The organism is Marinomonas sp. HM11-D (genome assembly GCF_057626615.1).
Window position 1 is genome coordinate 339,373 of sequence record NZ_JBMMKT010000002.1, and the last position, 22,334, is coordinate 361,706.

Consider the following 22,334-nt stretch of genomic DNA (forward strand, 5'->3'; position numbering starts at 1 on the left):
ATTCTCCACATGGAAAAACGACAAGAGCTATATGCAGGCAAAGCAAAATCGGTATTTCGTACCGATGACCCTGATAAAATGGTTCTAGTATTCCGTAACGACACTTCTGCGTTCGACGGCAAAAAAGTTGAGCAGCTAGATCGTAAAGGCATGGTAAATAACAAATTTAATGCCTTCATTATGGGTAAACTTGAAGCTGCTGGTATCCCGACGCACTTTGAAGCTTTGCTAAGCGACACAGAATCTTTGGTTAAGCGTCTTGATATGATGCCAATCGAATGTGTTGTACGTAACGTTGCTGCAGGTAGCCTATGCCGCCGTCTTGGTGTTCAAGAAGGTTTGGAGCTAAACCCACCTACGTTTGAATTGTTCCTTAAGAACGATGCACTAGGTGATCCAATGATCAATGAGTCTCACGTTGAGTCTTTTGGTTGGGCGAAACCTGAGCATCTTGCTAAAGCAAAAGAGCTGACTTTCAAAGTAAACGACGTACTAAAAGCACTTTTCGCTGAAGGCGGCATGATCCTAGTAGACTACAAACTTGAGTTTGGTCTATTCAATGGTGAAGTGGTTCTTGGTGATGAGTTCTCTCCGGACGGTTGCCGTCTATGGGATGCTGAAACGAAAGAAAAAATGGACAAAGATCGTTTCCGTCAAGGTCTTGGCGGCGTGATCGAAGCCTACGAAGATGTTGGTCGCCGTATTGGTATCGATTTCGATGCTTAATATCTGCTGATCATAAGAAGGGGCTTTTAGCCCCTTTTTTGTTATGGACGGTTGCTAAATGAATTTATTGCCAGTGAAAATTGGTCTGCGCTATGCCCGTGCTAAGCGTGCCAACCACTTTATCTCTTTTATCAGTTTTTCATCCATTGCCGGTATTGCATTGGGTGTTGCGGTACTTATTACCGTGTTATCGGTAATGAATGGTTTTGATCGTGAATTGCGTCAGCGAATTCTAGGGATGGTGCCTCATGCAACCGTATGGGGAGAGCCTACTCTGGCGAACTGGCAGCAAATGGCAGATCAGGTGGCGACCATGCCAGGCGTCAAGGCGGTTGCGCCGCATATTCAAGCGCAGGTGATGTTTCAATCGGATCGTGGTGTGCATGGTGCCTTGTTAAACGGTATCAACCCAGCCTTAGAGTCGACTGTTTCTATTTTGCCCAACCACATGACCTCAGGCTCGATTGAGGCGTTGCAGTCTGGTGAATATGGCATTGTGCTCGGGGAGCAGCTAGCGCGCATGTTAGGCGTTAGCATCGGTGATAAGGTCACTGCACTGTTGCCTAAGGCGAATGTCTCGATTGCGGGTATTACACCGACTTTGAAGCGTTTTACCTTGGTAGGTACCTTTAAAGTAGGAGCGGAGCTGGATTCGAGTTTGGCTTATATCAATATCCAAGATGCGGCTCGTCTGAAACGTTATGATGCAGATGATGTTGAGGCCTTGCGCATCGCGTTTGATGATTTATTCGATGCGCCGCGTTTGGTCTGGGACATTGCTCGCGCGATACCAGGGCAAAACAAAGTCAGCGATTGGACCCGTACCCACGGTAACTTGTTCCAAGCCATTAAAATGGAAAAGACCATGATTGGTTTGTTGCTATTGCTGATTGTTGCGGTAGCCGCATTTAACATTGTCTCGACCTTGGTGATGGTGGTGACCGATAAGCGTAATGATATCGCTATCCTAAGAACCATGGGCCTCACCTCGACTCAGGTGATGTGGGTGTTCGTAGTGCAAGGTATTTTCATTGGTTTGTTAGGGACCTTGATTGGTCTTGCTTTAGGGGTAACTGCGGCGCTGAATGTCAGTGACTTTATTGCCTGGTTAGAAGGTTTCTTAGGGATTCAATTCCTAAGTGGTGATGTCTACTTCATAAACTACTTGCCTTCTGAACTGGAGTGGCAAGACGTGCGTTTTATCGTCTCTGCGGCGTTTATAATGACAGTGTTAGCAACCTTGTACCCAGCTTGGCGTGCATCAAAAGTGGATCCAGCGGAGGCGCTTCGTTATGAGTAATCATGCAGTATTAACTAGTAGCGGTTTGAGTAAGCAATATCGTGATGGTAAGCGTGATGTGCAGGTATTCGAAAATATCGAATTTGCTTTGCATAAAGGCGAAGCGGTGGCCATTGTCGGTAGTTCAGGTTCCGGTAAGACGACCTTGCTTAATTTGTTGGCAGGTCTTGATAAAGCCAGCAGTGGCCGTGTTGAGATTGAGGGTCAAGCCTGGGATTCGCTGCGTGATGCCAAACGTTCTAAGTTGCGCAATGAGAAACTAGGTTTCGTGTATCAGTTTCATCATTTGCTACCAGAATTCAGTGCCTTAGAAAATGCCATGATGCCATTACTGATTGCCGGTGAAAAAACGGCCCAAGCTAAACAAGTGGCGACAGCGTTGCTGCAAGATGTGGGCTTAGGCGAACGGCTAGATCATCGGCCTTCCCAGTTGTCGGGGGGGGAGCGTCAACGTGTTGCCATTGCTCGAGCTCTGGCGCATGACCCTGCTTGCGTGTTGATGGATGAGCCAACGGGGAATTTGGATGAAACTACCTCTAAGGAGATCCAAGAGCTGATTGTGCGTCTGAAAAATGAAAAGCAAATGGCGTTCTTGATCGTCACCCATGATGAGAAAATGTTGTCTTGGATGGATCGTGCTTACCGCTTAAGTAATAAAACATTGAGTCAAATTTGACGTTGGCGGAAATCAAAAAGGGGGATTGATATTTCAATCCCCCTTTTTTATGTCGGTTGCTTAGTGTTAAGTGCTGCTTACTTGGTGTCTTGCTTTTTACGCAAACGACGATTTTTCCAGCGTTTCACCACATGGAGTCGCCACAGCAGTAAGATTGAAAAGTAGGCAATACCACCACTCACAAACCCTGTAACCGCAGAGCCGACATACAGGGGTAGCCAAATATGTTCCATTTGGTGCCAAATCCACTCCACTGACATTTGGAATTCGGAGTCGATACCATTGCCGACGATCCAAGTGCCAATTAGGTAGTTCACATAAAATACAACGGGCATGGTGAGTGGGTTGGTAATCCAAACAAGCGCGATGGATAAAGGAATGTTAGCGCGAAGGGGGATGGCGAATAATGCGGAGACCACCATTTGGAAAGGCATCGGGATCGCTGCCCAAAATAAACCATTCCAAAATGCTCGGGCGACAGAGCGGCGAGATAAATGCCAGAGATCGGCTTCATAGATTTGTGACCCCAGCAGCCCAAGTGCTTTGTTTTGTTTCAGCTTTTCAGGATGTGGGACAAATTTCTTTATGTAATGCTTAGGCATAATAACTACTTAGGCGACACATGGACAAGGAGGTCCAATGCTGCTTTTAAATATTTGCGTGCTGGTAGGTGCGCTGTTAACACCCCCATCGCTCCGGTGGCAATATTCTACTTGTATCCTCTTATTATGTCTCTATCAAATCTTTCGTAAAGACTGGCTTGGTTTGTTTATTGTAACTATTTCCTTAGTTGCACTGATAAGTAGCAATAGTTGGAAAGAATGGTCAGATTCTGAAATAAAAAGTCCCCTGTATTGGGATGTAGAGCGTGCTTGCTTGCGCTCAGCGGACTCATTGGCGCATTTGGCTATCTTGATCCGAGGGGCAAAGGGGTCCTTCAACGCAGAGCTGTGTGATACAGAAAGTAGTCGCCAGCTTATTCCGGTTACCTTGAGCTTTGCCCGATTGTTTGGCAATTATCGTGAGCATCTGGCCTATGTTAAGGGGGTAGATGCCGTTGTTTATTTACCTAAGCAAGCGCAAGAAGTTCAGACTGAAGCGTTACTGGATAGGTATCCGAGTTGGCGTTTTGCCTATTCTATTATTAAAGGCGATCGTAGCCATTGGGATGAGCGTGATCGCTGGCTTATTAATTATTTGGGGATCACCCATCTGTTTGTTGTATCAGGCTTGCATGTAGGGTTTGTATGCGTGTTGGCCTTATTTCTGAGTCGACTGCTGTGGCGATGGGTTCGACCTTTGCGTTATCTTGTGCGGCAAAGGTCTTGGTTAGATTGGTTGGCGGCGATACCAGCAAGCTTTGCTTATGCCTATTGGAGTGGCTTTGGCGAACCTGCCATACGCGCGGCATTGATGGCGCTTATGTTTCTTTCGCTTAAGGCGGCTCATCACAAGGTTTCTCTACTCCATGTGCTAGGGTGTTGCGCTTGGCTGATGTTGCTACAGTGGCCGGGCAGGGCATTGGATCCTTCTTTCTGGTTGTCATTTAGTTTTGTTCTGTTAATTGCATTATTGCTCAAGCGCGTGAGTCAGCGTGGGCGAGTGCTTTGGATGCAATGTCTTATGTCTTTGTTTGCACTCCTATTAACGCTAGGTTGGCAGTCATCTTTAAGTGCTCTGACGGTGTTAGTGAACTTACTATTAATCCCGTTTGTGGCTTTTATTTGGTTTCCATTGGCGCTTATTTCATTGTTAGAGCAGACTTGCTGTGACAGTGCTTATTTATATGCCCAGATCGATTCGGTATTGCTGTGGTCTTATGGTTGGTTGGAAACGCCGCTATATGAAGTCATAGCAATCACGCCTAAATCTGATGCTACCAATATGGTGAAAGTGCTGTTGATCGGACTGGCGTTTTGGGGAGTATTCTGGTTGCCTAGTCGGCGTGCGTTTGCTTTTCTAAGTTTGGTGTTCTTGGCGGCCATTGTTTTTCCTGCGGCTCCGGAATGGCGTATGCAATGGTATAAGGATCGTTATCAGGTGACATCTTGGTCGCGTCAAGAAGATCAATCTTTTGCATTAGGCTCTCAGAATGTGGTTAGGCTTGGTGAAGTGAATGTGGCACTCAACCCTACAAAAGAAGCCCTTGCTGAGCGCGCTCTGCTGGAGGACTGGAACTTTGCCGTGGTCGATGATTTGACGCAGGTAAATCTGTTACGTGCTATGCAAGTCAATGTGTTATCGATGCGAGAGGGGGAGCGGCTCAGCTTTTATCTGGAAGCTGACCAATGGCGGGTTCAATCCTCAGATTGCTATCAAATACTAAATCTTGTGAAAACAGTTGCTTGCGAGCATGCAGAATGGCTTGAGAGTGTGTTAAATTATCCGCAATTTGATACAGGAGGTCTCGGTGCTAGAGCTTTTTAAATCAGGTGGTTTCTTTATGTGGCCACTGTTGCTTTGTTCTATTCTTACGCTTGCAATTGTTCTAGAACGTTTTTGGACATTGCGTAATAACCGAGTGGCGCCAAGATCATTGCTGTCAGATGTCATGGCGCGCCTGCGTGAAGACCGAATGACGCTGGACTACATTCGTACCATGCAGTCTCAGTCTGGTCTGAGTTTTATTTTTGCTGCGGGCTTGCTGAATTCTAAACATGGTCGTCGCGCGATGAAAGAAAGCATTCAAGAGGCGGCTAACCATGTTATCCACGAGTTAGAGCGCTTTATGAGCACTTTGGGTACGATTGCTGCTATTTCTCCACTGATCGGCCTATTAGGTACGGTGGTGGGCATGATCAAAGTCTTTAATGTGCTGATGGAGCAGGGTGCAGGCAATACTCAATTGCTGGCAGGTGGTATTTCAGAAGCGCTTATTACGACTGCTGCGGGCTTACTTGTGGCCATCCCAGCACTGGTCTTTCATCGTTATTTTATACGCCGTATCGATGAGGTCGTAGTAAACATGGAACAGCAATCAACCAAGTTGATTGATGTGCTCAATGCGGACGGCAAAGAATAGCAGAGGCACTCATTGAAATTTCGCAGACAGAAAATAGAAGACATCAGCATCAATTTAACGCCTTTGATTGATGTGGTGTTTCTATTGCTGATCTTTTTTATGGTCAGTACAACTTTTAAGCAGACAACCGATCTAACGATTGATCTGCCTACCGCGGCCAATGGTGCGCCTTCTATTGCGACGCAAGATCCTGTTGAAGTTACCATTACGCGAGACGGTCAATTTGTCATTAATGGTCAGTCTTTGATTAATGAGCGCATCGATACCTTGGTGCAAGGCTTACGCGAAACCTTCAACGATAATTACGATCGTCCCTTGATCATCACCGCTGATGCTCATGCATCCTATGACATGGTTATGAAGGTGTATGATGCCGCGGCGCAGCTGGGTATTTCGAAACTGGCTCATACCGCGCAAAGAGAGGATGGTCAGTGAGTCTAGAGCGCTCCATTTCTCGCTCTTGGTACAGTAAGTGTGGCTGGACCTGGTGTCTAGCGCCCTTGTTGTTGCTGACTACGCCGATTGTACGTAATAAACGGCAGCAGTTTTTAAATAAGCGACTGCAGCAAAGCTATCAATCAACACTGCCTGTGATTGTGGTGGGCAATATCACCGTTGGTGGTACGGGTAAATCCCCCATGGTCATTGCATTAGCGGCCATGTTAAAACAAATGGGCTATCGGCCAGGTATTGTGACCCGTGGCCATAAGCGTGAGTCCAGTCAGCCAGTTGTTGTTGTTGCTGATTCTCTAGCGTCACAAGTAGGTGATGAGCCGTTAATGCTGTATCGCCGTACTCAGTGTCCTGTAGTCGTGTCAGCTAAGCGCGCAGAAGCGGTTCAAGTTTTAGAAGCTAGCCACTTGGTTGATATCATCATCAGTGATGATGGTTTGCAGCATTATGCTATGGACCGTGATATAGAAGTTGTCATGGTGGATGCCCAGCGCGGACTAGGCAATGGTATGCTGTTACCGGTAGGTCCATTACGAGAGCCTGCTGAGCGATTAGAGGATGCAGACTTTGTCTTCGCCATCGGACAGCCTGCCCCAGTGGCAACCAGTACGCCCTGTTTCCATGGCAGTTTACAGCTTGGGAATATGGTGCATTTGGCTGACGGGAATAAGACGCTGCCATTGACGGATCTTGCCAACCGAGACTGGCTGGTGATAGCTGGGATAGGTAATCCTGATCGTTTCTTAGCCTCTCTTGAGGCGAATGGTCTGCACCAGCAGACCGAAACACGTTTTTTTGCCGATCATCATATTTATCAGCGAGAAGATTTACCTGTATCAGGATCCGTGCTTATGACAGAGAAAGATGCAGTGAAAGTGGAAAGCTTTGCTCAAGCTGATGATGATTGGTGGTATGTGGCGGCTCAGCTGGAGTTGCCCAAAGCATTTGTAAGTGCATTCAGTGCACGCTTAAATGAAGTAATACAACAGAAGAAATAAGATTATGAATAAAGCATTGTTAGATATTTTAGTTTGCCCTGTGACCAAAGCGCCATTAACGCTAAGTGAAGATGGTTCAGAGCTGATTAGTAAGGTGGGCGGTATGGCTTACCCAGTGCGTGATGGCATTCCTGTGTTGTTGGAAACCGAAGCGCGTACGCTGTCAGCGGAAGAGCGTCTTGACGACAAATAAGCAATGAAAGTATTAACCGTTTGTTTGGGTAATATCTGCCGCTCGCCTGCCGCACAAGGGATTTTAGAGCATTTGGCGCAGCAGCAAGATTTGGATCTATCCGTTGATTCAGCCGGTACCGCAGCCTACCATATTGGAAAGCTGCCGGACGCGCGCTCCATTCGTACTTTGAAAAACGCCGGTATTGATATTACTCATCAGCGTGCTCGGCAGGTGACGGCTGTGGATTTCGATCGCTTTGATTGGATTGTGGCGATGGATGCAGACAATCTTGCCAATTTAAAGCGTATTGCACCGGCTAACCATCGTGCCAAAGTTGTCATGTTTGGTCGCTACCGTGACGGTGTGGACTTTGGTGAAGTGGATGACCCTTACTACGGTGGTGATCAGGGCTTTGTGGACATGAAGGATCAGCTCATGATGATCAGTAACGATTTTTTGGCCCATCTGTATGATTGATTCTCGTCCCGTATTTGTCCAATCGCAGGTTTCATTAAAACCATACAACACCTTTCGCTTTGATTACCAAGCACAATATTTCGCACGGGTTGAAACGGCTAAGCAGCTGATTGATGCGGTCACGTGGGCCCAAGCTCAATCATTGCCGATTACCACCTTAGGTGGGGGTAGTAATCTCTTGCTACAGGGGGATGTGTCGGGCCTAGTTTTGATTAACCGTATTAAAGGTATCGAACGATTGGCTGAGTCTGCTTCTTCTGCAGAGGTGCGGTTTGGTGCGGGTGAGGTGTGGCATGAAAGTGTTGCTTGGGCTGTCGAGCAAGGATTAGGTGGGATTGAAAATCTAGCACTGATCCCAGGTACAGTTGGCGCGGCACCAGTGCAAAACATCGGTGCTTACGGTGTTGAAATTAAGGATGTGATTAGCTCGATTGCAGTGCTCGATCTTAGCGACTTGACGGAGCATGTTTTGTCTCCCGACGAGTGTGCCTTTGGTTATCGTGAATCGCGTTTTAAACAAGAGTGGCGCGATCGCTATATCATCACCGCTGTTACCGTGTGTTTGCAAAAACAGCCTAGTTTAACACTTGAATACGGCGGCTTAAAAAATGCTGTGCCAGACGGTGTCGGTATTCGCGAAGTCTTCGAGGCCGTGTGTGCCGTGCGCCGTAGCAAGTTGCCAGATCCTTTAGAGATCGCCAATTCGGGCAGTTTTTTCAAAAATCCAGTAGTAGATGAAGATACTTATCATACTATCAAGGCTCAATTTCCCAACTTAGTGGCGTTTGAGCAAGAGGGAAATTGGAAGCTTGCTGCGGGTTGGTTGAATGATCAGGCAGGCTGGAAAGGCTATCGCGATCATGGTGTGGGTGTTTATGAAAAGCAGGCGCTAGTACTAGTTAACTATGATTGCGATAAGGCGAATGCTTTGTTGGATCTTGAACAGCAGATTAAAGGCTCTGTTTTAGAGATGTTTGGCGTTGAATTAGAGCGTGAGCCGGTGTTGCTAGGAGCCGCTCAGTGTCAGTAAAAATTGGCGTTATGGATTCTGGGGCGGGTGGGTTAACCATTCTCCAGTCAATTCGCACAGCCTTGCCTCATGCGGATTTGCTCTATTTTGCAGATCAAGCCTATGCTCCCTACGGAGCCCAATCTAATGAATTTATCACTCAGCGATTAATTAGAATTGCTCAGTATTTCACTGAGCAAGGCTGCCATTTGATGGTGGTGGCTTGCAATACCGCAACCGTGGCGGGGATCTCGGATTTAAGAGCGGCTTGCCAGCTGCCGATTGTCGGTGTTGAGCCGGCTGTGAAGCCTGCCTGCAGTAGCAGTTTGCGTAAACGCGTCACGGTACTGGCCACCTTGGCTACCAGTAAAAGCCGTCGTCTAAATGACCTAATCGATACGTGGCGTTTTGATACGGAAGTGTCTATTTTGGCCAGCTCAACATTGGCTTCTTTGATCGATGCCATGCCTCAATCCCTTGATCAGGTGCGTGGCGAAGTGCGCCGTATTGCAGATTTGGTCATTGAAAATCAGTCCGATACCTTGGTGCTTGCCTGTACGCATTATCCTTTGATCAAAGAAATGTTCGATGATGTGCTGCCTGAGGTGGTGATTGTTGAGCCGAGTAAGGGCGTGACTGCGCAGGTGCAACGTTTGTTGGCTTCTGAGGCTGGTAATGATCTGACGGCGCCCCGGGCATCGCAAGAGGGTGGTTTATCTTTATTGAGCAATATGGATGGTGAGGCGAAACAGGCTTTAGCATATTGGGCTACGCCTGCGATGGGCGCTGTGACGGTAATCGACCTTTAAGCTTTAATTTTCGATAGCGCTTTACTGGCGCATTTAAAATGGCATTAAAAAAGCCAGCTAAGAAATTCTTAGCTGGCTTTTTGTTTTATCGCAGGAACTAATATCGCAGGAACTAAGTGAAAGCGTTATTCCGAAACAGATTCTGTTTCAGTGCTTTCTGTTGCTGCATTGCCTTGGCGATCAAGACGAGGGTCATTTTTTACTCGACCAGCGCGGCGTTGACGGCGTTGTTGGGCAGCTTGCTCGCGTTTTTCTTGAAGCTCTAGCTTCGCCTTTTCCTGTTGCTCGATTAGCGCTTTAGGTAGCTGTACTGACGCTTTTTCTTCGCTTGCAGGTTTCGCGGCTTTGCGTCCACGAATAGGGCGAGGTTGACGGATCTTGCGGTTAGAAGAGTTATCTTCAGTGCTTTCTTTCGTTGTGCTTTCAGTCTCTGTAGAAGTTTCTACTGCTGTTACGGCTGTTTGAACAGGCTCAACTGGAGCGCTTTGTGCAGTAACAGCGTCATCAGCTTTTTCTTCTGCTACAGGTGCTGCTTCTGCTTCTATTGCTACGTTAGCTTCTGCCTGAGGAGCTACTTCCGCTTCTGATGAAGGGTTTTCTTCATTAGATGCTTCCGCTTTAACGACTTCCGCTGCTTGCTCGACAACTTCAGCAACTTTCGATACCTCTGCTTTTGCTGGGGCTTCTTCTGTTGTTACTTCAGCTGGTTCACTTGCTGGCTCAACCTTATTCATGCCTGCTTTAACAGACATTTTTGGTTTGCTTGGCTTTTCAGCTTTCGCTGGTTGTTCAGCAGCAACTTGTGTTTCTGTAGTCGTTTCTTCAGTAACGGTTTCAACCGCTTCAGCTTCTGTCGCTCGAGTAGAGGCTTTAGGGGCTTCTTTCTGCTCAGTGCTGGCAACCGCTTCATCAGCAACCTCTGTGCTTGGAGCTTGTGCTTGCTCTTCTGCGTTGTTGCTATCAGCGTTTGTAGTCGTCTCTTCAGACTTATTGTTGTTGCGACGTGAACGACGTGAACGACGTGGTTTACGTTCGCCAGCATTCGCTTCGTTATTGTCTTGAGCGTCATTGTTGGTCGCTTCAGCCTGCTCGGCAATCGCCTTAGCTTCTACTTCTGCTTCAGCTTGTGCCTGTTGTTGAGCTAGTTCAACTTCGTCTTTCAGCTTACCGTTACGACGTTTATTGTCATTACGCTCACGTTTACGCTCAGTCACTTCTGGCTCAGGGCGACGAGTTTTAACCTTATTTGTAGGTTCTTTAACTTGTGGCTCTTCTTTGCTTGACTGCTCGCGCTGTTTATTGCGGTTGCTTGTCTCTTTCGTCGTAGTGTCTTCAGTTTGTGCTTGCGCCTGGGCACGACGTGATTGACGTGTTGATTTAGGCTTCTGCTCACCGTCTTGACGAGGCTTGCTGTCTTTGTCTTGCTGGCGAGCAGGGCGGCGTTCACGTTGTTGACGGTTACGCTGTGGCTTGCGCTCTTCAGAAGAGGCTTTGCTAGCTGGTTTCTGTTCTTCTTTCTTAGCAGTTGCTTCTTGCTCAACGGTCTCTTCAGAGGAGCCAAAGAGTGCATTGAACAGACGCTTGAAGAAGCCTGGCTTCTTAACCGGTGCTTTTACTTCTGGCGCAGAAGGTGCTGGCGCAGGCTGTGCTGGTGCGATGCTTGTTACTGCAGCCTGTTGGCGAGCGTTTTCGCCGGCTTGACGTGGCTCGTACGGAGGTTGTACTGGCTCTTCAATCAAGGTGTAGCTGCTGTCGTCTTGCGCGATGATTTCGTTGTCATCACGAATACGTTCTACATGGAAATGCGGTGTTTCCATGTGTGGGTTTGGAACTAGGATAATGTGAACGTGATTGCGCTTTTCGATCTTAGCGATGTTAGTGCGCTTCTCATTCAATAGGAAAGTCGCCACAGAAACCGGCAGGATAGCGCGGATTTGTGCAGTACGTTCCTTAGCACATTCCTCTTCGATTAAGCGAAGAACTGACAGTGCTAGAGATTCAACGTCACGGATAAAGCCTTGGCCGTTACAGCGTGGACAAACGATGCCACTGGTTTCACCCAGTGATGGGCGTAGACGCTGACGTGACATTTCTAGTAGACCGAAGCGTGAAATGCGGCCGATTTGTACGCGCGCACGGTCCGCTTCTAGAGCCGCTTTCATGCGGTTTTCTACTTCTTTCTGGTTGCGTACTGGGGTCATGTCGATAAAGTCGATCACCACCAAGCCACCGATGTCACGTAGACGCAATTGGCGTGCAATCTCGTCTGCCGCTTCTAGGTTGGTTTGTAGTGCTGTTTCTTCGATGTCGCCGCCCTTCGTTGCGCGAGCAGAGTTGATATCGATAGAAACCAAGGCTTCAGTCGGGTCGATAACGATCGAGCCACCAGAAGGTAGGCGAACTTCACGCTGGAAAGCTGTTTCGATCTGGGTTTCGATCTGGAAACGGTTAAATAGTGGGGTGGGTTCAGTGTACAGTTTGATGCGGTTCTTAAAGTGTGGCATCACCTGCATAACGAAGTTTAGGGCGTCTTGGTAAACGTTCTTCTCATCGATTAGAACTTCACCGATGTCATCGCGAAGGTAGTCGCGGATGGCACGGATCACGATGTTACTTTCTTGGTAAATCAAGAATGGAGCAGGGCGATCAGCAGCGGCTTTGGTAATCGAATCCCAAAGTGTTTGCAGGTAATCCAAGTCCCATTGCAATTCTTCAGTCGAACGGCCAACACCGGCAGTACGCACGATCAAGCCACCATTATCTGGTACTTCTAGGCCGGACATCGCTTCTTTAAGTTGCGTACGATCGTCACCATCGATACGACGAGATATACCGCCTGCACGTGGGTTGTTTGGCATTAGCACTAGGTAGCGGCCTGCTAAACTAACGAAAGTAGTTAGTGCGGCACCTTTATTGCCACGTTCTTCTTTATCAACTTGAACGATAACTTCTTGGCCTTCGGTCAACACATCTTTGATGTTGATACGACCATCGGAATTGGATTTCTTGGAAAAGTAAGTTTTGGAAATTTCTTTAAGAGGTAGGAAACCATGGCGCTCTGCGCCGTAATCTACGAAAGCGGCTTCTAGGCTGGGCTCAATACGAGTAATTTTGCCCTTGTAGATGTTTGCTTTCTTTTGCTCACGTGACCCTGATTCGATATCTAGATCGTACAGGCGTTGCCCGTCCACTAACGCAACGCGCAACTCTTCTTGTTGAGTTGCGTTTATTAACATTCTAATCATTGAAATGACTCTTCTTAATGATTCAGAGAATGCTAAGCTCATGAGCTATAACGATTTTATGAATGGGCTATCGCGATTCAGACACAATTTACAGGCTCGCCACAGATGCCCGTTTGTTGGGATGGCGTCGCTCTTTTCTGTGTTGCTGTAATACGTGTTTCAACTATCGGTCAACATGAAAGGTGCTGATCTTGAAAGCGTCTTCAATGGTAAACTGTTACACCCATGAACCGATTCACTGATTCATGCGGTTTATTATATAAAAATTAACTTTTTGCTCAGAGGTAAGAAATGACCAAAGTGTCGCTTTGGTTATGGCTTTTCATTCGTTACAATTGCTTCTTCGAGGCTTTCTGTTGCCTCTTACCCTCTTGGGTTTTGAATATAACAGTAAAATCTAAGTGCTTCAATTACATAGGAAACCAATCTTTTGGCAGCAAGTGAAAATAATGGCGCAGTAGAACGCCCACAGGTACGTTTTGTGACGATTGATGAAAACAATCACGGTCAGCGTATCGATAATTTTTTGGTCACCTTTTTAAAAGGGGTGCCGAAAGGGAAAATCTACAACTTACTGCGTAAAGGTGAGATCCGTGTCAATAAGAAGCGTATAAAGCCGGATTTTCGTTTAACCAGTGAAGATGTAATCCGCATTGCGCCGATCGTAGTGGCTGAGCCAACCGATAAACCTATGGTGGCTGAAGGGCTTAAGCAAGAGATTGAAAGTCGCATCGTTTATGAAGATAAAGGCTTGATAGTGATCAATAAGCCTTCTGGCTTGGCAGTACACGGTGGTAGCGGTTTAAGTTTTGGCTTGGTAGAAGTGGTGCGCCAAATGCGTCCACAGGAAAAGTTCATTGAGCTGGTTCATCGTTTAGATCGTGACACTTCTGGTCTGATTATGATTGCTAAGAAGCGTAGCGTTCTAAAAATGCTGCATGCAGCCTTGCGTGAAAAAGAAGGGGTGCAGAAGACTTACAATGCCTTGGTATATGGCGCTTGGCCAAAGCGCAAACTACAGGTAAATGCTCCTTTAATGAAGAATGAACTGAAATCTGGCGAGCGTGTCGTGAAGGTTCACACGGACGGTAAGGAATCCTTAACCCGATTTAAAGTGCTACGTTCCTTTGAAGGTTATACCTTAATAGAATGTGAGCCAGTGACGGGACGTACCCACCAAATTCGTGTGCATACTCAGTTTGCCGGTTACCCAATTGTGGGTGATGATAAATACGCACCGAACGAAGCCAATGCTGAAGCAAAGTTGCTTGGCTTTAAACGTCTATGTTTGCACGCGGCGAAACTGGAAATTGATTACGATGGCGAAAAGCTGGTGTTAGAGGCGCCGATTGATGATGCTTGGAAAGAAGCGATGCAGGCTTTGCCAAGTAACTACTAGTACTAAGAGTTTTAGCTAGGTAATTATTAGTAGTTATAAATAGTCGTAAGATATAAAAATGCCGCTTCACTGAAACAGTGAAGCGGCATTTTGCATTCTAAGCAGTGACTCAACTTAAGGAATCATAATAGTGGCTTCACCGGTCACCACTTTCTTGCCTTCTACCGTGCAGACGGTTTCGATCACAGCGCGACGACGACGTTCATTCAACTCTTTCACAGTGACCGTTGTGGTAACAGTAGCACCAATAAATACTGGGGCACGGAACTTAAGCGTTTGTTCTAGGTAGATGCAGCCTGGTCCTGGAAGCTTGGTGCCAATCGCCGCTGAAATAAAGCCAGCGGTTAGCATGCCGTGTGCAATAGGCTTTTCAAAGCTGGTGGTTGCTGCATACTCGGCGTCTAGGTGAACAGGGTTAGTATCACCTGTTACTTGAGCGAAGGCTTGAACGTCTTGTTCTGTGACAGTTTTTTCAATGCTTGCGCTTAGGCCTTCGGTCAAATCTTCGAATGAATAGCTCACTATTAAGTCCTTATTTCTGTAAATGGCGCTATGTTACACTTCAATCAGTGTTTACTTAAGGCTTAGACGCATTAAAGCGTCGTATTTTTGTTTTACGGTCTACTCTAGAAAGTAACGATTAGGCCAAATGGAGTGATGCATGGCTTGGAACGAAGAAGACGATCAAAAAAACGGTCAGCTTGAGCAAAATGAAGAGAAGCGACCTGCTAAGCAATCTGATGAGCATTCGGATAGCAAGGTGATTGAGGCATTAAAAGAAGTGTTGGGCTCGCAGGTTGTTGAAAAGCGCCGAGCGCGTCGTTGGAAAATCTTTTTCCGCTTCGTTTACCTATTTGTCTTCATTGGCATCCTAGTGGCTACCTTTATGAAGGCTGATATGGATGAAGTCTCAGTGGAAGACAGTGTGGCGGTGATTCGCATGCAGGGCACCATAGGTGCGGAAAGTGAAATTGATGCCAACGACTACGTGCCTTTGTTTGATGAAATCTATGCTGACTCGACCAATAAAGCGGTATTGATAGAAATGAATAGTCCTGGCGGTAGTCCGGTGCATTCTGGCATTTTGCATGATGCGATTATGCAGTACCGCGCTCAATATCCTGAGATTCCTGTGGTGGTTGCCGTGGAAGATATGGCGGCATCTGGCGGCTACTACATTGCTTCAGCGGCTGACAAGATTGTTGTCGACAAGGCCAGCTTAGTAGGTTCTATTGGCGTCATTTCTGGCGGCTTTGAAGCCAGTGAGTTGATCGAGAAAATTGGCGTGAAGCGCCGATTGTTCACCGCAGGTGAGAATAAAGCCTTTTTGGATCCGTTCTCGCCTATGACCGAACAGGCGCAGAAAAGCTGGCAAGCAGTTTTGGATGAAACCCATCAGCAGTTTATTAATGCGGTAAAAGAAGGGCGTGGTGATCGTCTGCAGAACGATCCGCAAATGTTTACCGGTATGGTGTTTACCGGTGCGCAAGCGGTTCGTAATGGTTTAGCGGATGAGTTTGGTTACGCACAGCAATTACTCAATACAGAGTTTGCTGGTTTGACGCCTGCTTATTACAGTCCTTACCAAGAGCCATGGGAGCGAGTAGCAAAACAGCTTGGTGTTGAGTTTAGTGCTAGCGTGAAATCTCTACTGTTTGATATGCGCTAGTAAGAGATAGTGAGCATTGGAAAATCAAACGGAGGCGGATGCCTCCGTTTTTGTTGCTGTACCATGGTTTTGTTGCTAGGCCAGAGTTGGATTGCTAAGCCAGAGGGTCTAGGTCTAGTTGGCGCAAACTTTCACAAGTTTCTATTAAAGGTAGGCCTTCTAGTGAGGTTGGATCACTGCCTTCCATCTTGGCAAATAAAGCCACCCCAAGCCCTTCGCACTTAAAGCTGCCAGCGCAGTCGAGTGGTGCTTCTATAGTTACATAGCGCTCAATCTCATAGTCGGTTAGCTTTCTAAAGGTCACCTTGTACTCTGAGAGTGTATAACGGCTTTGTTGAGTGCGGCTGTTGTAGAGGTATAAACCAGTTAAAAAACTTACGGTGTGGCCGCTAAATCGTTTTAGTTGGGCGATGGCTTTCTCTGTTGTTAGCGGTTTACCAATAATGTCTCCAGCAAAGGTAGCGCACTGATCGGAGGTGATCAAAATGCAGTCCTCATTAAGTTGTGCTATGAGGGCCTCAGCCTTTGCTTTTGTGACGCGTTCGATGTATTGTTCCGGCAACTCGGCATCCAATCGACTTTCGTCAATGTCCGGCGACAAAGTTGAAAAGGGGATTCCTAGCCGTTTAAGTAAGTTTTGACGGTATTTAGAGGATGAACCTAAGATCAATTTTTGAGTCATATGGGCTTTCTAGAGTCTTGTTTTGTCGAAAAAATAGCTAATTCCACTTAAGACACGAAATAATACGTAAAAAATGCCAATTAAGCCTCAGTATTCTTTGACAAGAATGGGACTTGGCAATATTATTCCCCGCCATGTTGAATGACACATTACCCAAATACTTTGACCCTCGTAAACATGCTGTGCATGAAGTTACATTAGAGGGGCGTTTACCACTTAGTCAATTTCCTGAGTTGAGCGCTGCTTTAGCGTCAAATGAAGGGGATGCGTTTGTTCATCTAGACTTTAGAGTGGATGAAGATAGGCGCTACATTGCGACTGGTTCAATTAAAGCTACTGTTCAAGTTGAGTGTCAACGATGCTTGGAAGCGGCCCCAGTTGAGCTAGAGGTTGATCTGTGTGTGTGCTTCGTTTATGACGAAGACCACGCTAAGAACATACCAGGCGACTATGATCCCGTTGTCATGACCGATGGTGAGGTCGTTCTCGCTGATATGGTCGAGCAAGAATTAATTCTCGCTTTACCTATTGTTGCCTATCACGATGAAAGTGGTTGCAACCCAGTAGCTCTAAAGTATGCCTCGTCTACCGATGACGCACCGGATGACGAAATTAAACCGAATCCATTTAGTATATTGGCCGAATTAAAGGCTAAGAAAAATTAGGAGCTCCAAAAATGGCAGTACAAAAAAGTAAAGTGACTCGTTCACGTCGCGGCCAGCGCCGTTCACACGATGCACTAACTAACCCAACTCTATCTGTAGAACAAACTACTGGTGAACTACACCGTCGTCACCACGTAACTGCAGACGGTTTTTACCGTGGCCGTCAAGTAATCACCCCAAAAGGTGAGTAATTAGATACCCCAAATGATTAGGGTAGCTATTGACGCTATGGGCGGGGACTTAGGTCCCCGCATTGCATTCCAAGCAACAGAAAAAATTGTTGCCGCCTTCACTGACGTCGAGGCGCATTTCTACTTTGATCCACAGGAATTCGAATTTCCTGTTGATTCGCCTTCTTCTCGAATTATTCCTGTCGCTTGTCACGATTCCATTGCCAGTATGGAGGTCGTCGATCGCTCCTTGTTTAAGCGAGTGGACGCTACTATTTATCGTGCCTTGTCAGATATGTCCGATGCAAAAGCCGATGTGGTGGTCACCTTTGGTAATACGGCGGCTATGGTGGCGCTCGCGCGTCATATTGTTGGCTTGTTACGGCCAAAGCTTTATCCAGCTTTAATTCGAGAGATGCGACCTAATCCATTACGTTGTTTAGTGGATTTGGGTGCGAACGTGCATTGTCCGGCAGAAATGTTGAATGGCTTTGCTTTATTGGGGGCTTCTTACGTAGAAGCGCGCAGTGATAGTGAGGCAAATGTGGCGCTACTGAACGTGGGCGTTGAAACCAGTAAGGGCAGCTCAGTGATCAAAGAGTGCTACCAGATGTTATCGGAGCAGTCTTGGCCGAAATTTTCTGGTTTTGCAGAAGGGTTTGAGCTGTTTACTGGCGAAAAAAATGTGATTGTCTGCGATGGCATGGTGGGTAACGCCGTGTTAAAAGCTTCAGAAGGCTTGTTTGTCTTTCTGTTGTCACAGTTGCCAAAACATTCGGTCGACACATCGGCGATTGAAAAGCTGATTCAAGCGGAAAGTCGCCATGGTGCCTGTTTAGTGGGTATCAAAGGGAATTTAGTGAAAGGTCATGGTCGTTCGGATTTGAAAGCCATGATTGGTGCGATTGAGTACGGTATCGACATTGCTCGCACCAATTTATACAAGCGAATTGAATCAAAATTAACTCAACAGGGGGTGTTATGAATTCTTCATTAGCATTCGTGTTTCCAGGTCAGGGTTCACAACAGCAAGGCATGTTGGCTGACTTGGCTGAAAAATACGACATTATCAAAGCGACGTTTGACGAAGCAACTCAAGTACTAGGTTACGACCTATGGGATTTGGTGCAAAACGATGCAGAATCTCTGAATCAAACCGATAAAACTCAGCCAGCGTTGCTTACTAGCAGTGTGGCATTGTGGCGCCTATGGGAGCAGCAAGGTGGTGATAAGCCAGCTTATGTTGCTGGTCACAGTCTAGGTGAATACTCTGCACTAGTGTGTGCAGGCGTGATCGAGTTTGCTGATGCAGTAGAGCTAGTTAAACTGCGTGGCGAATACATGCAGCAAGCAGTTCCAGCAGGTTCTGGTGCCATGGCTGCGATCATTGGTCTAGACGATGATCAAGTAATTGCAGCCTGCGCGTCTGTGACGGAAGGCGTAGTGAGTGCGGTAAACTTTAACTCGCCTGGTCAAGTCGTGATTGCTGGCGAGACCGCAGCAGTAGAAGTGGCAATGGCAAATGCGAAAGAGGCCGGTGCGAAACGTGCACTACCTCTACCAGTCAGTGTGCCGTCTCACTGTAAATTAATGGTGCCAGCAGGTGAGAAACTTGCCGAGCGTCTAAACGCGATCGAATTCAAAGAGCCTGCGATTAAGCTAGTGCAAAACGTGTCTGCACAGGCGGTTTCTGATGCGGCTCAGATCAAAGCAAACCTAGTCTCTCAGCTAAGTGAGCCAGTTTTATGGACTCAATCTATTGCTTTGCTAAGTGAGCTTGGTGTAGAAAAGACAGTTGAATGTGGTCCGGGTAAAGTATTGACGGGTCTAAACAAGCGAATTGTGAAAGGTTTAGACGCCGTAGCAATTGGAGATGTGGCAGGCTTTGAGGCTGCGACAGCAAATTAAAAAAGACTGGAGATAACTTGATGAGCAAGATTGCGCTAGTAACTGGTGCGACGCGTGGTATTGGTAAAGCCATCGCGCAAGCGCTAGTCGCTAATGGTATGACTGTAGTAGGTACCGCAACAAGTGAAGCGGGTGCTACAAGCATTAGCGAATACTTAGGCGATAATGGTAAGGGTGTAGTGCTAGACGTGTCTAACGACGAGTCAGTTGACGCCGTAATCAAGCAAATCAATGAAGAGTTTGGTGCGCCAACGATTTTGGTAAACAACGCGGGTATTACGCGTGACAACCTAATGATGCGCATGAAGATGGATGAGTGGGATACAGTGATCAACACTAACCTGACATCTGTGTTCCGCGTAACGAAAGCGTGTCTTCGTGGCATGACTAAAGCAAAATTTGGTCGTATCGTAACGATTAGTTCTGTGGTGGGCTCTATGGGTAACGCTGGTCAAGCGAACTACTCTGCAGCCAAAGCCGGTCTGGAAGGCTTTAGCCGTTCATTGGCGGCTGAAATTGGTTCACGTGGCATCACAGTAAACTGTGTGGCGCCTGGCTTTATCGCAACCGATATGACCAAAGATCTGCCAGAAGAGCACAAAGCGAATTTGGTTTCTAAAGTACCTGCAGCGCGTCTAGGTGAGCCAGAAGAAATTGCAGCAGCTGTTGCTTTCTTGACCTCTGATGCAGCAGGTTACATTACCGGTGAAACATTGCATGTCAATGGTGGTATGTACATGGCGTAATTTGAGTTGAAATTCGTAATGAATTCAACGAAAATACGTCTCCGGTTCATGATGAGAATCACGCCCAGTTTGGGTGTCACCAATTTTTATAATATGCTCAAAGTGAGCTATTAACGAGTAGAGTAGGAACTTCTAATGAGTAGCATTGAAGAACGCGTTAAAAAAATCGTTTGCGAACAACTAGGTGTTAAAGAGGAAGAAGTTGTACCAGCAGCGTCTTTCGTAGACGATCTAGGTGCTGATTCCCTAGACACAGTTGAGCTTGTTATGGCTCTTGAAGAGGAATTCGACACTGAGATTCCTGACGAAGAAGCTGAAAAAATCACCACTGTTCAAGCAGCTATTGATTACATCAACGCTAACTTGTAATTCTCTGGTGCACTGAGTTTCCGAAAAGCCGCTCGTATTGTATGTACAGCGGCTTTTCTTATTCTTACCCCTGTAGTAAAGGGAGTTTTCGGAGGAATCATATGTCTCGTCGTCGGGTCGTAGTCACCGGTATGGGAATGGTGAGCCCCCTTGGCAATAACGTAAAAGACACTTGGGACAATATCATTGAAGGCAAAAGTGGTGTGTCAGCTATTGAACACTTTGACGCCTCTCAGTTCTCAACTCGTTTTGCTGCGCAAGTAAAAGACTTCGATGCATCGCAATATATGAGCGTGAAAGAAGCTCGTAAAATGGACGTGTTTATTCAATATGGCATTGCCGCCGCCGTCCAAGCGATAGAAGATGCTGGATTAACTCCTGATAGCGTGAATTACAAACGTATTGGGTGTGCCATTGGTTCAGGCATTGGCGGCCTGCCAATGATTGAAAAAAATGTAGAATTACTGAACGCATCGGGACCAAAACGCATTTCGCCGTTCTTTGTTCCGGGTGCGATTATCAACATGATCTCTGGTCATGTTGCGATCCGTTTCGGCTTCCAAGGCCCAAATATTTCAATTGTCACGGCCTGCACCACAGGTACGCATAACATCGGTATGGCAGGTCGTATGATCTCTTACGGTGATGCGGAAGTGATGATTGCGGGTGGTGCTGAGATGGCGATTACGCCATTGGGTATTGGTGGTTTTGGTGCCGCCCGTGCTTTGTCTACCCGTAACGATGATCCTAAGACAGCAAGTCGTCCATGGGATAAAGATCGTGATGGCTTTGTCATGGGGGATGGTGCTGGTATTTTGGTATTAGAAGAATACGAGCATGCCGTAGCCCGTGGTGCGACCATTTATGCAGAGCTAGCTGGCTTTGGTATGAGTGATGATGCGCATCACATGACTGCGCCACCAGAAAACGGTGAGGGTGCGTTAGCGGCGATGGCTGCGGCCCTGAAAGATGCCGGCGCAGAAGCTCATGAAATTGATTACATCAATGCTCATGGTACCTCGACACCGATTGGTGATTTAGCGGAAACAGAAGCCGTGAAATCACTCATGGGGGCGGATGCTTCGGATGTGGCGATCAGTTCAACCAAATCCATGACGGGGCACTTACTAGGGGCCGCTGGGGCAGTAGAGTCCATCTTCTCTGTTTTAGCGATTCGCGATCAGTTAGTGCCACCAACCATCAACTTGGATGAGCCAAGTGAAGGTTGTGATCTGAATTATGTAGCGATGACCGCGCAAAAGCGTAAAGTAGAGTTGGTATTGAATAACTCATTTGGCTTTGGTGGTACAAACGGCACCTTAGTGTTCCGTAAAATGTAAAAAAAGCGGCATTAGCCGCTTTTTTTATAAACTTAAATTTTATTGCAAGGTTTCCCCTTGAGCGGCAGGGCGGTTAGCCTCTATCATTTTGGCAATATCCACGCTCTCTCCAGCTTGCTCTGCATCGTACAGTTGCTCGTCGATTTGTTGGTAATAGGCAAGTTCTTCATCGCCTAAGAAGTGCAAACATTCGCCACCGACAAAATACAAAAGCTCGCGGTGCATCAAAGGAACCAAGTTCGGATAGCAGCGGATAAAGCGACTTAACAGTTCTTGAGCATCAAACAGAAAGTCAGCTTGAGCTTGGTTGCCAGCAGTAATTAGTTCTCCCCACTTATTAATGAAATCTTGCTCTTCTTCAGCCAGCTCAGAGCGATCAAATGGATCATGCTCTTGGATACGTTGCTGAAGAGTTTGTAGGCGGCTAATAATAAATTGGATTCTAGAACTCACGAGAAATGAAACCTATCTTGGTGGGTTTAAGGTGTATTAATAA

Annotated in this window: 25 protein-coding genes; 20 read left to right on the forward strand and 5 right to left on the reverse strand. The window is 46.8% G+C overall.

Annotation, left to right across the window (positions count from 1 at the left end; translation table 11 throughout):
* Positions 1 to 9: 9 nt before the first annotated feature.
* The 3 genes from purC to ACOSVP_RS04025 are packed head-to-tail and all read left to right on the forward strand — an operon-like array spanning position 10 to position 2,702.
* Positions 10 to 726, forward strand: coding sequence for a phosphoribosylaminoimidazolesuccinocarboxamide synthase (gene purC, locus ACOSVP_RS04015; RefSeq protein ID WP_055462905.1), 717 nt, complete (start codon positions 10 to 12; stop codon positions 724 to 726).
* Between the two features lie 58 nt (positions 727 to 784).
* Positions 785 to 2,026, forward strand: a complete 1,242-nt coding sequence (locus tag ACOSVP_RS04020; RefSeq protein WP_487346200.1) for a lipoprotein-releasing ABC transporter permease subunit — start codon at positions 785 to 787, stop codon at positions 2,024 to 2,026.
* Positions 2,019 to 2,702 carry an ABC transporter ATP-binding protein gene (locus ACOSVP_RS04025; RefSeq protein ID WP_487346201.1) on the forward strand — a complete coding sequence of 228 codons (684 nt, stop codon included), beginning with the start codon at positions 2,019 to 2,021 and terminating at the stop codon, positions 2,700 to 2,702. Before ACOSVP_RS04020 ends, ACOSVP_RS04025 begins: the two co-directional genes overlap by 8 nt.
* Before the next feature lie 77 nt (positions 2,703 to 2,779).
* Here the strand turns inward: ACOSVP_RS04025 and ACOSVP_RS04030 are convergent, their stop codons facing one another.
* On the reverse strand, positions 2,780 to 3,304 hold the full coding sequence (locus tag ACOSVP_RS04030; protein ID WP_487346202.1) for a DUF2062 domain-containing protein: 525 nt from the start codon (positions 3,302 to 3,304) through the stop codon (positions 2,780 to 2,782).
* Between the two features lie 37 nt (positions 3,305 to 3,341).
* On the opposite strand from ACOSVP_RS04030, the gene ACOSVP_RS04035 reads away from it, so the two are divergent.
* Genes ACOSVP_RS04035 through murI form a run of 8 tightly spaced genes read left to right on the forward strand, consistent with a single transcriptional unit; the run spans position 3,342 to position 9,645 of the window.
* On the forward strand, positions 3,342 to 5,129 hold the full coding sequence (locus ACOSVP_RS04035; protein WP_487346203.1) for a ComEC/Rec2 family competence protein: 1,788 nt from the start codon (positions 3,342 to 3,344) through the stop codon (positions 5,127 to 5,129).
* A complete protein-coding gene (locus ACOSVP_RS04040) occupies positions 5,113 to 5,724 on the forward strand; it encodes a MotA/TolQ/ExbB proton channel family protein (protein WP_487346204.1) in 612 nt (203 codons plus the stop codon). Before ACOSVP_RS04035 ends, ACOSVP_RS04040 begins: the two co-directional genes overlap by 17 nt.
* A gap of 12 nt (positions 5,725 to 5,736) precedes the next feature.
* A complete protein-coding gene (locus ACOSVP_RS04045; RefSeq protein ID WP_487346205.1) occupies positions 5,737 to 6,159 on the forward strand; it encodes an ExbD/TolR family protein in 423 nt (140 codons plus the stop codon).
* Complete coding sequence (gene lpxK / locus ACOSVP_RS04050) at positions 6,156 to 7,175, forward strand: tetraacyldisaccharide 4'-kinase (RefSeq protein ID WP_487346206.1); 1,020 nt, start codon at positions 6,156 to 6,158, stop codon at positions 7,173 to 7,175. Before ACOSVP_RS04045 ends, lpxK begins: the two co-directional genes overlap by 4 nt.
* Positions 7,176 to 7,179: 4 nt before the next feature.
* On the forward strand, positions 7,180 to 7,368 hold the full coding sequence (locus ACOSVP_RS04055; RefSeq protein WP_487346207.1) for a Trm112 family protein: 189 nt from the start codon (positions 7,180 to 7,182) through the stop codon (positions 7,366 to 7,368).
* 3 nt (positions 7,369 to 7,371) lie between these two features.
* A complete protein-coding gene (locus tag ACOSVP_RS04060) occupies positions 7,372 to 7,827 on the forward strand; it encodes a low molecular weight protein-tyrosine-phosphatase (RefSeq protein ID WP_487346208.1) in 456 nt (151 codons plus the stop codon).
* A complete protein-coding gene (gene murB, locus ACOSVP_RS04065; protein ID WP_487346209.1) occupies positions 7,820 to 8,857 on the forward strand; it encodes a UDP-N-acetylmuramate dehydrogenase in 1,038 nt (345 codons plus the stop codon). Before ACOSVP_RS04060 ends, murB begins: the two co-directional genes overlap by 8 nt.
* Complete coding sequence (gene murI, locus ACOSVP_RS04070) at positions 8,848 to 9,645, forward strand: glutamate racemase (RefSeq protein ID WP_487346210.1); 798 nt, start codon at positions 8,848 to 8,850, stop codon at positions 9,643 to 9,645. Before murB ends, murI begins: the two co-directional genes overlap by 10 nt.
* Positions 9,646 to 9,770: 125 nt before the next feature.
* Here the strand turns inward: murI and rne are convergent, their stop codons facing one another.
* The gene (rne, locus tag ACOSVP_RS04075; RefSeq protein WP_487346211.1) at positions 9,771 to 12,890 is read right to left on the reverse strand and encodes a ribonuclease E; all 3,120 of its coding nucleotides are present in this window, start codon (positions 12,888 to 12,890) and stop codon (positions 9,771 to 9,773) included.
* Positions 12,891 to 13,320: 430 nt separating this feature from the next.
* Here rne and rluC point away from each other — a divergent pair, with 430 nt between their 5' ends.
* Positions 13,321 to 14,289 (forward strand): 23S rRNA pseudouridine(955/2504/2580) synthase RluC, encoded by a 969-nt coding sequence (gene rluC, locus ACOSVP_RS04080; protein WP_487346212.1) that lies wholly within the window; start codon positions 13,321 to 13,323, stop codon positions 14,287 to 14,289.
* Between the two features lie 114 nt (positions 14,290 to 14,403).
* On the opposite strand, the gene ACOSVP_RS04085 is transcribed toward rluC, so the two are convergent.
* On the reverse strand, positions 14,404 to 14,811 hold the full coding sequence (locus ACOSVP_RS04085) for a MaoC family dehydratase (protein ID WP_487346213.1): 408 nt from the start codon (positions 14,809 to 14,811) through the stop codon (positions 14,404 to 14,406).
* 139 nt (positions 14,812 to 14,950) lie between these two features.
* Between ACOSVP_RS04085 and ACOSVP_RS04090 the strand changes: the two genes are divergently transcribed.
* A complete protein-coding gene (locus tag ACOSVP_RS04090) occupies positions 14,951 to 15,958 on the forward strand; it encodes a S49 family peptidase (RefSeq protein WP_487346214.1) in 1,008 nt (335 codons plus the stop codon).
* 94 nt (positions 15,959 to 16,052) lie between these two features.
* Here the strand turns inward: ACOSVP_RS04090 and ACOSVP_RS04095 are convergent, their stop codons facing one another.
* On the reverse strand, positions 16,053 to 16,640 hold the full coding sequence (locus ACOSVP_RS04095; RefSeq protein ID WP_487346215.1) for a Maf family protein: 588 nt from the start codon (positions 16,638 to 16,640) through the stop codon (positions 16,053 to 16,055).
* Positions 16,641 to 16,753: 113 nt separating this feature from the next.
* Here ACOSVP_RS04095 and ACOSVP_RS04100 point away from each other — a divergent pair, with 113 nt between their 5' ends.
* The 7 genes from ACOSVP_RS04100 to fabF all read left to right on the forward strand — a co-directional run bounded on the left by ACOSVP_RS04100 (position 16,754) and on the right by fabF (position 21,838).
* A complete protein-coding gene (locus ACOSVP_RS04100; protein WP_487346216.1) occupies positions 16,754 to 17,305 on the forward strand; it encodes a YceD family protein in 552 nt (183 codons plus the stop codon).
* 11 nt (positions 17,306 to 17,316) lie between these two features.
* Positions 17,317 to 17,496 carry a 50S ribosomal protein L32 gene (gene rpmF / locus ACOSVP_RS04105; protein ID WP_487346217.1) on the forward strand — a complete coding sequence of 60 codons (180 nt, stop codon included), beginning with the start codon at positions 17,317 to 17,319 and terminating at the stop codon, positions 17,494 to 17,496.
* A 13-nt stretch (positions 17,497 to 17,509) separates the two neighbouring features.
* The gene (locus ACOSVP_RS04110) at positions 17,510 to 18,460 is read left to right on the forward strand and encodes a fatty acid synthesis protein (protein WP_487346218.1); all 951 of its coding nucleotides are present in this window, start codon (positions 17,510 to 17,512) and stop codon (positions 18,458 to 18,460) included.
* The gene (gene fabD, locus ACOSVP_RS04115; protein ID WP_487346219.1) at positions 18,457 to 19,383 is read left to right on the forward strand and encodes an ACP S-malonyltransferase; all 927 of its coding nucleotides are present in this window, start codon (positions 18,457 to 18,459) and stop codon (positions 19,381 to 19,383) included. The genes ACOSVP_RS04110 and fabD overlap by 4 nt, the downstream gene beginning before the upstream one ends.
* A gap of 20 nt (positions 19,384 to 19,403) precedes the next feature.
* Positions 19,404 to 20,129: a 3-oxoacyl-ACP reductase FabG gene (gene fabG / locus ACOSVP_RS04120; protein WP_487346220.1), complete on the forward strand. Its 726-nt coding sequence runs from the start codon at positions 19,404 to 19,406 to the stop codon at positions 20,127 to 20,129.
* A gap of 135 nt (positions 20,130 to 20,264) precedes the next feature.
* The gene (gene acpP / locus ACOSVP_RS04125; protein WP_055462884.1) at positions 20,265 to 20,498 is read left to right on the forward strand and encodes an acyl carrier protein; all 234 of its coding nucleotides are present in this window, start codon (positions 20,265 to 20,267) and stop codon (positions 20,496 to 20,498) included.
* A gap of 101 nt (positions 20,499 to 20,599) precedes the next feature.
* Positions 20,600 to 21,838, forward strand: a complete 1,239-nt coding sequence (gene fabF, locus ACOSVP_RS04130; RefSeq protein ID WP_487346221.1) for a beta-ketoacyl-ACP synthase II — start codon at positions 20,600 to 20,602, stop codon at positions 21,836 to 21,838.
* A 39-nt stretch (positions 21,839 to 21,877) separates the two neighbouring features.
* On the opposite strand, the gene ACOSVP_RS04135 is transcribed toward fabF, so the two are convergent.
* Positions 21,878 to 22,291, reverse strand: coding sequence for a PA2817 family protein (locus ACOSVP_RS04135; RefSeq protein WP_487346222.1), 414 nt, complete (start codon positions 22,289 to 22,291; stop codon positions 21,878 to 21,880).
* Between the last annotated feature and the right edge of the window lie 43 nt (positions 22,292 to 22,334).

Bases quoted from the DNA above. Each gene is read 5' to 3' on its own strand.
- ACOSVP_RS04030 (WP_487346202.1), bottom strand. From the start codon at position 3,304: ATGCCTAAGCATTACATAAAGAAATTTGTCCCACATCCTGAAAAGCTG.
- ACOSVP_RS04090 (WP_487346214.1), top strand. From the start codon at position 14,951: ATGGCTTGGAACGAAGAAGACGATCAAAAAAACGGTCAGCTTGAGCAA.
- fabF (WP_487346221.1), top strand. From the start codon at position 20,600: ATGTCTCGTCGTCGGGTCGTAGTCACCGGTATGGGAATGGTGAGCCCC.
- ACOSVP_RS04055 (WP_487346207.1), top strand. From the start codon at position 7,180: ATGAATAAAGCATTGTTAGATATTTTAGTTTGCCCTGTGACCAAAGCG.
- rne (WP_487346211.1), bottom strand. From the start codon at position 12,890: ATGATTAGAATGTTAATAAACGCAACTCAACAAGAAGAGTTGCGCGTT.
- ACOSVP_RS04020 (WP_487346200.1), top strand. From the start codon at position 785: ATGAATTTATTGCCAGTGAAAATTGGTCTGCGCTATGCCCGTGCTAAG.
- murB (WP_487346209.1), top strand. From the start codon at position 7,820: ATGATTGATTCTCGTCCCGTATTTGTCCAATCGCAGGTTTCATTAAAA.
- fabD (WP_487346219.1), top strand. From the start codon at position 18,457: ATGAATTCTTCATTAGCATTCGTGTTTCCAGGTCAGGGTTCACAACAG.
- ACOSVP_RS04025 (WP_487346201.1), top strand. From the start codon at position 2,019: ATGAGTAATCATGCAGTATTAACTAGTAGCGGTTTGAGTAAGCAATAT.
- acpP (WP_055462884.1), top strand. From the start codon at position 20,265: ATGAGTAGCATTGAAGAACGCGTTAAAAAAATCGTTTGCGAACAACTA.
- ACOSVP_RS04060 (WP_487346208.1), top strand. From the start codon at position 7,372: ATGAAAGTATTAACCGTTTGTTTGGGTAATATCTGCCGCTCGCCTGCC.
- purC (WP_055462905.1), top strand. From the start codon at position 10: ATGGAAAAACGACAAGAGCTATATGCAGGCAAAGCAAAATCGGTATTT.
- fabG (WP_487346220.1), top strand. From the start codon at position 19,404: ATGAGCAAGATTGCGCTAGTAACTGGTGCGACGCGTGGTATTGGTAAA.
- ACOSVP_RS04095 (WP_487346215.1), bottom strand. From the start codon at position 16,640: ATGACTCAAAAATTGATCTTAGGTTCATCCTCTAAATACCGTCAAAAC.
- ACOSVP_RS04110 (WP_487346218.1), top strand. From the start codon at position 17,510: ATGATTAGGGTAGCTATTGACGCTATGGGCGGGGACTTAGGTCCCCGC.
- ACOSVP_RS04035 (WP_487346203.1), top strand. From the start codon at position 3,342: ATGCTGCTTTTAAATATTTGCGTGCTGGTAGGTGCGCTGTTAACACCC.
- rpmF (WP_487346217.1), top strand. From the start codon at position 17,317: ATGGCAGTACAAAAAAGTAAAGTGACTCGTTCACGTCGCGGCCAGCGC.